The sequence below is a fragment of the Ilumatobacter sp. genome, from assembly GCF_049588435.1.
Classification (GTDB): domain Bacteria; phylum Actinomycetota; class Acidimicrobiia; order Acidimicrobiales; family Ilumatobacteraceae; genus Ilumatobacter_A.
The window spans coordinates 1-13,624 of the sequence record NZ_JBAVYV010000223.1 but is presented as its reverse complement, the minus strand read 5'-3'; the positions used below and the strand labels follow the sequence as shown (position 1 = coordinate 13,624).

General features: G+C 68.3%; 9 protein-coding genes. 6 read left to right on the top strand and 3 right to left on the bottom strand.

The window, feature by feature from the left end; all coding sequences use genetic code 11:
• Together WBV89_RS08580 and WBV89_RS08575 are read left to right on the top strand one after the other, a co-directional pair.
• A partial coding sequence (locus WBV89_RS08580; RefSeq protein ID WP_423980919.1) for an ATP-binding domain-containing protein occupies positions 1-329 on the top strand: 329 nt, incomplete at its 5' end.
• Between the two features lie 128 nt (positions 330-457).
• Positions 458-1,810 (top strand): cytochrome P450, encoded by a 1,353-nt coding sequence (locus WBV89_RS08575; RefSeq protein WP_423980918.1) that lies wholly within the window; start codon positions 458-460, stop codon positions 1,808-1,810.
• 30 nt (positions 1,811-1,840) lie between these two features.
• Here WBV89_RS08575 and WBV89_RS08570 read toward each other — a convergent pair whose 3' ends face one another.
• The 3 genes from WBV89_RS08570 to WBV89_RS08560 form a co-directional block, all read right to left on the bottom strand.
• Positions 1,841-2,359 (bottom strand): hypothetical protein, encoded by a 519-nt coding sequence (locus WBV89_RS08570; protein ID WP_423980917.1) that lies wholly within the window; start codon positions 2,357-2,359, stop codon positions 1,841-1,843.
• A 37-nt stretch (positions 2,360-2,396) separates the two neighbouring features.
• Positions 2,397-3,056 carry a metal-dependent transcriptional regulator gene (locus tag WBV89_RS08565; RefSeq protein WP_423980916.1) on the bottom strand — a complete coding sequence of 220 codons (660 nt, stop codon included), beginning with the start codon at positions 3,054-3,056 and terminating at the stop codon, positions 2,397-2,399.
• Positions 3,057-3,133: 77 nt separating this feature from the next.
• The gene (locus WBV89_RS08560; protein ID WP_423980915.1) at positions 3,134-4,915 is read right to left on the bottom strand and encodes a DEAD/DEAH box helicase; all 1,782 of its coding nucleotides are present in this window, start codon (positions 4,913-4,915) and stop codon (positions 3,134-3,136) included.
• Positions 4,916-5,101: 186 nt separating this feature from the next.
• Between WBV89_RS08560 and WBV89_RS08555 the strand changes: the two genes are divergently transcribed.
• The 4 genes from WBV89_RS08555 to WBV89_RS08540 all read left to right on the top strand — a co-directional run.
• A complete protein-coding gene (locus tag WBV89_RS08555) occupies positions 5,102-6,772 on the top strand; it encodes an ABC-F family ATP-binding cassette domain-containing protein (RefSeq protein WP_423980914.1) in 1,671 nt (556 codons plus the stop codon).
• Between the two features lie 111 nt (positions 6,773-6,883).
• Positions 6,884-7,429 (top strand): RNA polymerase sigma factor, encoded by a 546-nt coding sequence (locus WBV89_RS08550; protein ID WP_423980913.1) that lies wholly within the window; start codon positions 6,884-6,886, stop codon positions 7,427-7,429.
• Entirely contained in the window at positions 7,426-10,017 is a 2,592-nt protein-coding gene (locus WBV89_RS08545; protein WP_423980912.1) for a hypothetical protein, read from the top strand. Before WBV89_RS08550 ends, WBV89_RS08545 begins: the two co-directional genes overlap by 4 nt.
• Positions 10,018-10,115: 98 nt before the next feature.
• A partial coding sequence (locus tag WBV89_RS08540; protein WP_423980911.1) for a DEAD/DEAH box helicase occupies positions 10,116-13,624 on the top strand: 3,509 nt, incomplete at its 3' end.

Genomic DNA, 13,624 nt, shown 5'->3' with positions numbered 1-13,624 from the left:
ACGCGGTGCGGTCGATGCACGACGCGCTCCCCGGCGCATCGCTCGGCGTCGTCGCCCCCGACTGGATGCTGCCCGAACTCTCCGAGGCGCTGACGGCAGGGGGGATCGAACACGGAACCGCGACCCGTACCGGTCTCGACTCCGGCGTGACCCTCGTCCCGGTGAGCGTCGTCAAGGGCCTGGAACTCGACGGGGTGATCGTCGTCGAGCCGAGCCGGATCGTGAGCGAGACCGAGCACGGCATGCGCTCGTTGTACGTGGCGCTGACCCGCTCCACGCAGCGCCTCACGGTCGTCCATGCGGACGACCTCCCCGCGCCCATGCGCTGAACGTCGGCCGGATGACGGCGCGGTTCCGGTGCGACTCGTCCGACGCGTGACGCACTGGACAGACTGATCGGGTCGAACACCGATCCGAGGCCGGGAGGTCCTTGCCGATGGCGCCGTATCCCAAGCACGTGAACCACGAGCTCAGTCCGATGACGTGCCCCGTACATCTCGAGGACGTCGACCTGTTCGGCGAGGGGGCACAGGAACACTGGTACGAGGCCTACGAGATCCTCCACCGCGACGAACCGGTGCTGCGCATCGAGGGTGGCGGTCTCGCACCCGGTTCCGATGCGTACGTGTTGACCAAGCACCAGGACATCATCACGGTGGTCAAGGATCCCGAGCGGTACCGCGTCGTCTCGACGATGCGCGTCGGCCAGCTCGCCGAGCAGGGCCTCACACCGGACGAGGCGTACGCCCAGACGCACAGCCTGATGCAGGCGTCGATGGTGTCGCTGCGACCCACGCAGGAGCTGTACTTCCAGCATCGTCGGGAGCTCACCGACCCGTGGGTCGGGACGGGCGCGCTGCGCCACCGCGACATGATCACGCGGCACGTGAACGAGCTGATCGACGAGTGGATCGACGACGGAGAGGTCGAGTTCATCAGCCGGTTCGCGCGTCCGCTGCCGCAGCGCGTCATGGCGAGCATCCTCGGATTTCCCCAGGAGGACATCCCCCGACTCGCGGAGTGGGGCGACGCTGCGGTCACACCGTTCGTCCACGGCACCGGCCTGAAGCACGAGTTGACGCCCGAGCAGGCCGCGGAGATGAATCGGCGCCTCGACGGATTCCAGGACTACATCTACGAACACGTCACGGCGAAACGTGCCGATCCCCAGGACGACATGGTCAGCTTCCTGTGCGACGTGCACTACGAGGCGCTCGACCGCAAGCTGAGCGACATCGAGATCGCCGGGATCGTCCATGCGATGATCCTCGGAGGCCTCGAGACGACGCAGTACGCGCTGGAGGAGCAGGCCCAACTGCTCTGCGAGACGCCGGGCACGTTCGACACGCTGCGGACCGAGCGGACCAAGCTGCGCGCGTTCGTCGAGGAGACACTCCGCATGCGCGCTCCGACGCACGGGCTCTCGACGCGCATGACCACGCGTGACGAGGTCTTCCAGGGGGTGTCCGTTCCGGCGGGCTCATTGCTGCACATGCGTTTCGGTGCAGCGAACGTCGACGAGGAGGAATTCGCCTGCCCGTTCGACCTCGACCTCGACCGAGCGTCGATCGCGCGTCACGTCACGTTCTCGACCGGGCCGCGGGTGTGCCCGGGAGCCACGCTCTCGCGTCTCGAACAACAGGTCGCCTGGGGAGCGCTGCTCGACCGCCTCGACTCGATCGAGTACGGGGCGGGCAACACCTGGATGCATCAGCCCGGGATCATGCTCGGAACGCTGGAGCTGAATCTCCGGTTCGACGCGGCCGCCGACCCGCTCGCGCTCGGCACGGGTCGGTCGAGCCACTCCTGAGGCGCGGCGCCGATTCCGCTCGGGGGCCGCTCAGGAGTCGCCGGTGTAGTCGTCGACGAAGTCGTTGAGGAGGCCGAACGCCTTGTCGCCGTCGGCGGGTCGATTCCGGTCGACCGCGGTGCGCGCCATGACGATCGTCACCTGGATCCCGTCGACCAGTTCCGGGTGCGTCGACTCGACCTCGTCGATGATCGCGGCCCACATGGCCTCGATCCCCGCGATGGTTGCGTCTTCGTCTCCGTCGCCCGCGATCTCCGCGCTGAGGCGACTCATCTCGATTCCGATCTCGGGAAGCAGGTCGGCAGCGGATCCCTCGATCACGAACGTGGTCGCCGGGGCGCCGGGATCGACGATCTCGCCGGTGTCGAGTGGACTGGTGTCGTCCTCGGCGATCTCGCGGCCTTCGCCGCCGGTCAACTCAGCTTCGCTCAGGTCGGCGGCCGGGTCGTCCGCATCCGTCTCGTCGACGGTCGTCGAGCAGGCGGTGAACAGCGCTGCCGTCGCCGAGGCGACCAGGAGTACCGAGCCGAATCGTGTGCGCCCGTTCATGGGTTTCATCATGGCGCGCCGAGGCACGAACGACACGTCAGGATGAGACGAGGATGCGCTCGCTCGCGAACGAACCGACACCGATGTGGCGTCCGCCGATCTCGACCGTGAGGGTGCCGTCGGGTGAGGAGGCCGTCACGACGCCGGCGTTGCCGGGCTGGATCGCCGATTCCTCGAGGAACTCGAGCAATCCGGGTTCGAACTCGAGCTCTTCGGTGATCCGGCTGACGGTGAATCCGCCGCCCACGGCGATCGCCGACAGCGGGGCGGCGTCGGGCGCCACGTACTCGCTCCCCGGAATGGGGTTGCCGTGCGGGCAGGTCGTCGGGTCACCGAGCAGTTCGACCATCGCCTTCTCGACCGACTCGCTGATCACGTGCTCCCACTTGCCTGCCTCGTGGTGGGCCTCGGCCCAGGAGAGGTTCAAGACGTCGGTGAGGAACCGTTCGGCGAGCCGGTGGCGGCGGACGATCTTCTCGGCCAGCGTGCGTCCTGTCGTCGTCAGTCGGATTCCGTCGTCGGACGTGATCAGCTCCTCGGCCTCGAGCCGCTTCATCATCTCGCTGACGGCGGGGCGACTGACCTGGAGACGTTCGGCGATCCGCGCCTGGATCACGTCGAGGTCGTCTTCGCGCAGCTCGAAGATGCACTCGCAGTACTCCTCGAACGCGGGATGATGCTCTCCGGCTGCCGGCATGGTCCGAGTGTACCCGTCCGGTCTGGGGCCGGTTGCCGTTGGCTCGGACCATGCCTGCGACGACGTGTCGCCGGGCGTCAGCGGAGGAGTTGACGCAACCAGGACTCGCTGTAGCGGAGGCGGCGAGCCAGCTGTTCGTTGGTCGCCGTCGCGACGCGGTTGACCCCCGCGCGACGGTTCATCTCGGCCTGGACCTTGGCGTGGTTCCATCCGGTGACATCGACGAGTCGTTTCGCGACGTGAGCATTGCGCGTGCGCAGGTCGTCCTTGATCTCCGCGTTGCTGAGCGATCCGGCGGGGACGAGTCCGGCGGCGGTCGGGATCTCGGGGAGATCGATCTGGAGCGCTGGATCGGAGGCGAAGAACGGGGCGGGTGGGTCCGGTTCGTCGTCGAAGGCCGGGGTGGCGGTGTCGTAGGTCGGTTCGAATCGGACCTCGACGTGTGCAGGATCGCTGTCACCCGCGATCACACCGCCGTCCGCACCGACGGTGTGGATCGAGATGTCGGTCGCATGAGCGTGGACCACCGAGAACTCGGAGAACAGTGCGAGCTGTTCGGCATCGTCGGCGACGCGCTGCTCCTCGAGCCCACCGTCGGGCTGGAACTCGTCGGCGTCGTTCTCGGCACCGGGCGGGCGCAGGACGTGACGGCGCGCCTCCGCGATCGAGAACGCGTGCGCACGCAGCCGGGGGTCGTCGGGAATGTAGACGTACGCCTTCTGGCTGGCGCGTCCGGCCTGCCAGCGAACGAATCGACCGATCGCCTGACGGAAGAAGAGCTCGGTCGACGTGGTCGTCGCGAACACTCCCACCCGTAGCCGGGGGATGTCGACACCTTCGGAGACCATGCGGACCGACACCATCCACGGTCGGTCGTTCTTCGAGAACTCCTCGATCTTCTTCGATGCACCCGGGTCGTCGCTCACGACCACATCGGCGGGGACGTTGAACCGATCGCGCAGCAGGCGCGCGATCCCGTGTGCGTGCTCCTGATCGCTCGCGATGACGAGCCCGCCGGCATCGGGCTGACCGCCTTCGTCGGCGGGCGCCGTGCGGATCGTGCGGAGTTGATCGACCGCTTTCGCGAGGACCGACGGCATCCACTCGCCTTCGAGGCTCAGCGCCGTGCGCAGCCGCATCGACCCCTGGTCCCGCGTGAGTTCGTCCTGGAACGATGCCGACACGACATGGCCTGCGGCCGTCGTCCACTCCATGTCGCCGTCGACGCGTGGGAAGTAGACCGGGCGGACGACGCCGCCGTCGCGGAGCGCGTCGCCGTAGCCGTAGGTGTAGTCGGCGTGTGCGAGTTCGCCTTCGCCCGTGGCGTCGTAGCGGACGAACGGGATCTGGACCGCGTCGCTACGAAACGGGGTGCCGGAGAGCGACAGCCTGCGATACGCGTGCCCGAAGGCCGTCCGGATCCCGTCGCCCCAGGCCTTCTCGTGGCCGGCGTGGTGCACCTCGTCGAGGATCACGAAGCCATCGGCGGCGAGACCGGACAACTTGGCTGCGGCCGAACCCGTCGCGATCTGTTGGTAGGTCGTGACCAGTCCGTGGACGTCGCGGGCGAGGCCGTCGCCGGGTGACCAGCGGGGGTCCAGCTCGAGTCCGAGTCGATGGGCGGCGAGCGACCACTGCGTCTTCAGGTGGCTGGTCGGGGCGACGACGACGAGTGGGCGGGACTCCTCGGCGAGCGCTGCTCGGGCGCACGTCAACGCGAACGTCGTCTTCCCGGCCCCGGGGGTCGCGACGGCGAGGAAGTCCTGGTGGATCGTGCCGTCGGTCGGATCCGGCCGAGCCCCCGCCGTGAACAGGTCGAACGCGGCGCGCTGCCAGGGGCGGAGGGTGATCGTCGACACGTGCGGGGAGGTGCGTGGAGGTGCGTGGGGGAGGCGAGGAGACGGTGGGGGAGGGGGGTGTGGAGTGCGGGACCCCAAACGCACGGTGCGCTCAGGGGACTGTCGAGACTACTGTCGAGCGTGATGAAGCAGCAGTGACGTCCATCGTTCGCCGTTCCGACCCGCACGCCGACCCCGGAGGTCCAGATGCCCGCTGCACTCATCGCCCGTTCACTCACCGTCACGCGCGGTCCCGACACCGTCCTCGCCGACGTCGACCTGCGCGTGATCGCGGGTCAGCGGATCGGTGTCATCGGCCCGAACGGGATCGGAAAATCCACGCTGCTGCAGGCGCTCGCCGGGCGGATCGTCGACGCTGCGAGCACCGTCGAGGGTGTGATCGAACTGATGCCGCGCTCGGCCACGGTCGGATACCTCCCGCAGGAACCGGACCGGTCCGCGACCGAGACGGTCGACGACTTCCTGACCCGCCGCACCGGAGTCTCCGACGCGCAGTCCGCGCTCGACGCCGCCACGGAGGGGCTCGCCGAGGGTCGCTCGGGAGCCGACGACGCCTACACCGATGCACTCGAGCGGTGGCTCTCCCTCGGCGCCGCCGACTTCGACGCCCGCGCGGGGCAGATGTTCTCCGAACTCGGCATCACCGAACGGGTCCGGAACCAGCCGACTGCGACATTGTCCGGCGGTGAGGCGGCGCGGATCTCGCTCGCATCGTTGCTCCTCTCGCGGTTCGACGTGGTGCTCCTCGACGAGCCCACGAACGATCTCGATCTCGACGGACTCGAACGACTCGAGAGCTGGGTGCGGGCGCTCGACGCTCCCGTCGCGCTCGTCAGCCACGACCGCGCGTTCCTCGATCGAACGGTCACCCACGTGGCTGAGATCGACCACCACTCCCATCGCGTCGAGCTGTTCGGTGGCGGATGGACGGCCTTCCTCGACGAGCGGGCGCTCGCTCTCGACCGCGCCAAATCGCGCTACGACGACTACGAGACCCAGCGCCGAACGCTGCTCGACCGGCGTCAGCGTGAGCGCGAGTGGGCAGCGCAGGGGGCCGGTCGGGTGAAGCGATCCGACGAGCGGGACAAGTTCATCCGGCACCATCAGCTGAATCAGACCGAGCAGCTCGCCGGTCGTTCCGCCCGGACCGATCGCGCGCTCGATCGACTCGAAGCGGTCGATGAACCCCGCACGCCGTGGGAGCTGCGCTACGACATTCCGGCCGTCGAGCGCAGCGGCGACATCGTCGCGACGGCATCGGGGGCGACGGTCCGGCGCAGTGACTTCACGCTCGGACCCGTCGATCTCGACATCGCGTACGGCGATCGGATCGCGATCGTCGGATCGAACGGGAGCGGCAAGACGACACTGCTCGACCTGCTCCTCGGCCGGATCGAACCGGACACGGGGCGAGCCGGACTGGGTGCGAACGTCGTGATCGGCGAGATCGAGCAGGCCCGCGGCGCGGTCGTCGGAGCCTCTGGACTGCTCGACGCGTTCTGCACGGCCACGGGTCTCGAACCGGCGGAAGCCCGCACGTTGCTCGCCAAGTTCGGGCTCGTGTCGGGGCAACTCGGTCGTCCCGGCGACACACTGTCGCCGGGCGAACGGACGAGGGCGGCGATGGCGGTGATGATGGCGAACGGTGCGAATCTGCTCGTGCTCGACGAGCCGAGCAACCATCTCGATCTCGAGGCGATCGAACAGCTCGAAGCGGCGCTCGACCGGTTCACGGGGACCGTGCTGATGGTGAGCCACGACCGGTCGCTGCTCCGTTCGGTGCGCTTCGACCGGGTGCTGCGCCTCGTCGACGGGCGGGTCGACGAGGCGGCGACATCGGCGCTCGACGGCGTTTGATCCCGATCATCACGGGTAGGCCGAACGAAGCAGCCCGCCCGGATCTCCGCCGCCCGGCAACCGATCAGGTAGTCGCTGCGTGTAGGAGAGTATGAAGGCGAGAATCGCAGCGTGACCGACGAGGACTACGACGACCTGTTCCGGTCGGCCTATCCACGCCTCGTCGCGATGGGTCTCGCGATGTCGACCGAGCGCCACGTCGCACAGGAACTGGCGCAGGAGACCCTGCTCCGCGCCCACCGCCACCGCGACGAGCTGGCGGCGTACGACTCACCGCTCGCCTGGTGCCGACGGGTCATGGGCAATCTGCTCATCGACCAGCACCGGAAGCGGACGGCGGAGCGATCGGCCGTCGAGCGCGCGCAGAGCCGAGCGGAGACCGATCCGGTCCACCCGAGCGGTTCGACCGATCCGGAACTGTTCGCGGTGTCGAGTCGATGGAGCGACCTGGTCGCGTCGCTGTCGCCCCAGCAGCGCCTCGCCGCGACGCTGTACTACGCGGAGGATCAATCGGTGGCGACGATCGCCGAAACGATGGAGATCGCCACCGGCACGGTGAAGTCCGCGCTGTCGAAGGCGCGGCGGAACCTCCGTCGCGTGGTCGACGGACCGTTGGACGACCAGACGATCGGACGCGACGAGGAGGCACGGTCATGAACCCGGACAACCCCGACGACATCGAACTCCGTGGGATCGCGATGGGCGCGGTCCACGAGCACGAGGCGTCCGTGACCGCCGCCGAGACCGAGTCGGCCCTCGCATCGGTGAGGTCGCGCATCGCGTCGGGCGACGTCGGTGCCGCGTCGCCGGGGATCGTCCAGCAACCGCGCCGGCGATCGCCATGGGTGCTGTTCGGCGCCGCAGCTGCGGTCGTTGCCATGATCGGAGCCGGGCTGGTCACCGTCCTCGACCGTGGTTCCGACGGCACTGATGTGATCGTCCCGGCGTCGGAACCGTCCGTCGTCGACCCGCTTCCCGAGACGACTCTTCCGGAGACGACGCTTCCGGAGACGACGGTGCCGGATCCGACCACGACCACGATCGCCCCGGACGGTTTGCCGGCTCGTCAGACGATCAGCGTCGACGCGGCGAATCCTCCCGAACTGCTCGAACCGGTTCCCTACGCCTCGGTCCCGTTGGAGCCGAACCCCGACGGGAACCGCATCGAGTTCGCCGTCGGTGCCGATCACGTGGTGGTCAACCAGCCGGACACGAACACGATCACGATCGTCGGTCCCGGTGTCTCCGGGATCGAGAACCGGACCGTGCCGGTCGACGAGGACCTCTCGGCGATCGTCAGTGGCCCCGGCCCGGTCGTCTACGGCCTCGGAGCTCCGGCGTTCGAGGACGGAGAGTCGGGCGTGCCGTCCGGGTTGCGCTTCGTGGCGATTCCGTTCCTCGGCGAGCGTGAAGGGCAGGTCGTCGCGGTCGAGGAAGTGCCGCTGAATGCCTATCTCGAACTTCCGCCGTACTTCTTCGGGCACGGTCCCGACGGCGTCATCGCCCGCGGCCGCAACACCAACGAAACCGTGATCGGCTACGTCGACGAGAACGGCGAGCCGCGTGGGTCCGGTGAATCGACGGAGAACGGGACACCGTTCCCACTGCTCGACGTCGACCAACGCGTCGACGGGAGCAATCGCGACATCGTCTCGGTCGTCGGCTCCGACCTCTCCTGGGAGCTCGACATCACCCGTGATCCGGAGTGGGAGTCGAGCTACACCGGTCCCGACGTCGTCGTGCCCGGCAGCGACGGACGGGTCCTCTACGCCGAACGGATCGGAGCGAACACGACCCCCGACCAGGACTTCGGCGAGAACTCGATGCCGGTCGTGGCGGTCCTCGACCCGGACGGATCGGGTCGCTGGGTCCGGCTGCCCGACGATTGGGACGTCGTGGCGAGCGACGTCTGGGGAACGCTGCTGGCGCGCATCACGGACGACGCGGTCGACCTCGCACTGCTCGACGACCTGCTCCCACCCGTGTCCGATCCCGACACGATCACAGCGAACGAGACCTCCGGTTCATCCACGACGATCGAGCCTTCATCCGAACCGAGCGACCGGACCACGGCGATCGCCCGCGACTGCGTCTCCGAGTTCGACTGCACGCAACTGGCGAACACCGAGGACGGACGGATCGTCGTCTACGACCCGGCGGATCAGATGCTGCAGATCTTCGACGCGACCGGAACCGACCTCCGCGGCGAGATCCCGATCGACTCCGATGTCGTCCCGCTCGAGCGCGCGCTGTTCGTCGCGGTCGGCCCCGACGACGTGGCCTACCTGCGGACGATGACGCCCGGTGCATCCGACCCGAGCAACGACCTGCTCGCGATCCCACTCGTCGGCGACCGCGCCGGGCAGGTCGTCGAGCGGTGGACCGGGCTGGACGGATCCGGGGACAGCACTCTGGTCCCCCGCCGTGCGGGGCTCACCGTCGTCAACTGCTGTGGGGAACTCGGCACCCGGCCCGAACCGGATGCGGTGATCTATCGCTGGGTCGACCGCGACGGTGACACGGTCGAGTCGAACGCTCCCTCGTTCGACCTCAACCTCGGTCGAGAGGGCAACAGCCTGACCCGCATCGACGGCGAGTCGACGTTCACCCGGTTCGCGTTGCCGACGGTGTTCCAGTACCCACGAGATTTCCCGCCGACGGTCGCCACCACCGATGGCGGAGCCTTGTCGAGGGACTTCGTCCAGACGGCTTCGGGAGGTGTGCAGGTGATCGTGGAGTTCGGGCCCGACTGGCCCGACAACGGTGACGTGTACTTCCAGCCGATCGGTGACGCCGCCTCGATCCAGTTGCTCGAACCCACGGGGACGGTGATCGTCGCAGACGGCGACACGTTCGTGCGTCGCGAGCTCGACGAGGTCGCAACACCCGGCTGGCCGGGCAGGTTCGAGACCGACCGCGACGGAGCGACCAGCGCGCCGGGCCTGAACGAGTACATCGACGAGAACCAACCGTTCTGGGCCGCCGATCCCGAGCTGTTCGCCCTGCAGCTGAAATCACTGGTCGGCCCGAACGAATCGGTCCTCATCGAGTACGACCAGACCGATGCACCCGACATCTCGATCACGACGTTCGGATTCCTCGACGACTCCGTGGCGGCGTCGCAGCGGGTGATCTCGACCGCACGCGGCGATGACGGTCTGCTCCGCTTCGTCTCGGGGACGTACACGTTCCAGTGCCAGCCCGGACGCGGTCACCAGGACTTCTCCGCCGAACTCTGCAACTGAGCAGCGGAAGGATCGAAGCGCGACAGAACGGGTGTTCCCATCGTTGATATCCTGTCGGGATCGCCCACCACCCTGTGCTCGATGCGTTCTCGCCCGCCGTGCGGGAGTGGTTCGCGTCATCGTTTCCCGAGCCGACGAAGCCCCAGGTACAGGGCTGGCCGCACATCGCGGCCGGCGAACACACGCTGATCTGCGCGCCGACCGGGTCGGGCAAGACGCTCACGTCGTTCCTGGCCTCGATCGACCGGCTCACGACGACACCGCGTCCCGAGGCCAAGTCGCATCGCACCCGGGTGCTCTACATCTCGCCACTCCGCGCGCTCGCGTTCGACATCGAGAAGAACCTCCGCGCACCGCTCAAGGGCATCGGTCTCGCGGCCGAGCGGCTCGGTGAGTCGTTCGTCGCTCCCGAGGTCGGAATGCGCACCGGCGACACCCCGTCCAACGATCGCCAGAAACTGATCCGGAACCCGCCCGACCTGCTGATCACGACGCCCGAGTCGTTGTACTTGATGCTCACGTCGAAGGCGGCCGAGACGTTGGTCGGGGTCGAGACGGTGATCATCGACGAGATCCACGCGATGGCGACCACGAAGCGGGGAGCCCACCTGGCGTTGACGCTCGAGCGACTCGAGGAGGTCACCGAGAATCCGCCGCAGCGGATCGGACTGTCGGCGACGCAGCGCCCGCTCGAGGAGATCGCCGAGTTCCTCGGTGGGTACGCGTCCCCACGGACCGCCGAGGCCGACGGGACGAAACGTCCGGTTCGGATCATCGACGCCGGGATCCGCAAGGACATGCAGATCGAGGTGGTGATCCCGGTCGAGGACATGTCGACGCTCGGACAGGTCTCGACCGAACTCACCTCGGGTCCGGCGAGCGCCGCGCTGTCCGAGCGGCGCACCTCGATCTGGCCGAGCATCTACCCCGAGATCCTGCAGCGCATTCTCGCCAACCGCACGACGATCATCTTCTGCAACGCGCGTCGAGCCGCCGAACGGATCGCCGCGAAGCTCAACGAGTTGGCGGTCGACGAGGGTGTGCCCGGGATCGTCGATCCCGAGACCGGGGCGATGGTGGAGGAGCTGGTCAAAGCGCACCACGGCTCGCTCGCCCGCGAGCAGCGTGTCGTGATCGAGGATCAGCTCAAGCGCGGAGAACTCCGTGCCATCGTGGCGACATCGTCACTCGAGCTCGGAATCGACATGGGTGCGGTCGATCTCGTGATCCAGGTCGAGTCGCCCGGTGCGGTCAGTCGCGGCATGCAACGCATCGGTCGCGCTGGCCACCAGGTCGGCGAACCGTCACGCGGGTCGATCTTCCCGAAGCACCGTGGCGATCTGTTGGAGACCGCCGTGGTGGCGCGTCGGATGATCGACGGCGAGATCGAGTCGAGTCGGTTCCTGCGCAACCCGCTCGACGTCCTCGCGCAGCAGATCGTGGCCCATGTCGCGGCGGTCGACGAATGCTCGGTCGACGAGATGACCGCGATCGTCCGGCGGTGCGCGAACTTCGCCGAGATCTCCGACGAGTTGTTGAACAACGTGCTCGACCTCCTGTCGGGCCGGTACCCGAGCGAGGAGTTCTCCGAACTGCGCCCGCGGATCGTGTGGGACCGGGTCAACGACACGATCCGGGCCCGTGACGGATCGAAGCGGCTCGCCGTCACGTCCGGCGGAACGATCCCCGACCGTGGACTGTTCGGCGTGTTCCTTCCCGACGGCACGCGGGTCGGCGAGCTCGACGAGGAGATGGTCTACGAGTCGCGTCCGGGTGAGACGTTCGTGCTCGGCGCGTCGACGTGGCGGATCGAGGACATCACCTTCGAGCGGGTGACGGTCAGCCCGGCGCCGGGACAGCCGGGGAAGATGCCGTTCTGGCACGGCGACCGCCCCGGCCGTCCCCTCGAACTCGGCCGGGCGCTCGGTGCCTTCGTCCGCGAGATCCGCGACCTGTCCACCGACGAAACCCCGTACATCGGTGCCAGGCACCAACGTGCATCTTCGGAGGACGATCCGGGTGTCGAGGTGGGTGGGGCCGACGTCTCGCGGCTGATGAGTCACTACTCGCTCGATGCGTTGGCGGCGACGAACCTCGTGCAGTACCTCGACGAGCAGGCCGAAGCGACCGGGGCGGTCCCCGACGACAAGACGGTGGTCGTCGAGCGATTCCGGGACGAGATCGGGGACTGGCGGGTGTGCATCCTCAGTCCGTTCGGCACACCGGTCCACGCGCCCTGGGCGATGGCGATCGAACGGCAACTGATCGACAGGTACGACATCCCCGTCGAGACGATGTGGGGCGACGACGGGATCGTCATCCGCCTCCCCGAGTCGGCCGACGAGCTCCCGGTCGAAGCGCTGCTCATCGAACCGGAGGACATCGACGAGCTCGTGGTGTCGACGCTCCCGCAGACCGCCCTGTTCTCGGCCCGCTTCCGCGAGTGCGCGGGGCGCGCTCTGCTCCTGCCGCGTCGCCGGCCCGATCGGCGCACTCCGCTCTGGCAGCAACGGCAGCGCGCAGCCGACCTGTTGGCTGTCGCCTCCAAGTTCCCGACATTTCCGATCCTGCTCGAAGCATCCCGCGAATGTCTGCAGGACGTGTTCGACGTGCCGGCGCTGCGTGAGGTGCTCGGCCTGTTGCGGTCGCGCGCGATCCGCGTGGTCACGGTCGACACGGCCAAGGCGAGCCCGATGGCATCGAGCCTGCTGTTCAACTGGATCGCCGCGTACATGTATGAGGGTGATGCGCCGCTCGCGGAGCGTCGAGCTGCCGCGCTCGCGCTCGATCGTGATCTCCTCCGCGACCTGCTGGGTGCCGAGGAACTGCGCGACCTGCTCGATCCCGAGGTCCTCGCCGACGTCGAACTCGAGCTGCAGTGCGTGGCCGAACACCGTCGTGCCCGATCGGCTGACGAGCTGCACGACGTCCTGCGCAAGGTCGGGGACCTCTCGGCGGCCGAGGTCGATCTGCGCTGCACCGATGATCGTGAACAGCTGCGCGACTCGGTCGACACGTCGAAACTCGATCCGACCGGTGGATTCGGTGCCGTGTGGCTGCAGCAGCTCGTCGAGGAGAAGCGGGCGATCGAGATCGGTGTCGGGCGGGAGATGCGGTTCGCCGCCGCGGAGGACGCAGCGCGGTACCGCGATGCCCTGGGATGTGCGATCCCGGTCGGTCTCCCGATGGCGTTCACCGACCCCGTGGCCCGTCCACTCGAGGAGCTCGTCGGTCGCTATGCGCGGACCCACGGTCCGTTCGTGCCGGCGGACGTCGCGGCCCGGTTCGACGCGCCGCCCGAGCGGATCGCCGGAGCACTCGCTGCACTCGAGAACGAGGGACGCGTCGTGCTGGGCGAGTTCCGCCCCGATGGCGTCTCGCGCGAGTTCGTCGACGTCGACGTGCTGCGTCAGCTCCGCCGTCGGTCGCTCGCGGCGCTGCGCCGCGAGGTCGAACCGGTGGAGCAGGAGGCACTCGCGCGGTTCCTCCCGGCGTGGCACGAGATTCCTGCCCGACGCCGTGGACCCGAGGCGCTCGTCGAATCGCTGACCGTGCTGTCGGGAGCGGCGCTGGTCGCGTCGACGATCGAGGCCGACGTCCTCCCGTC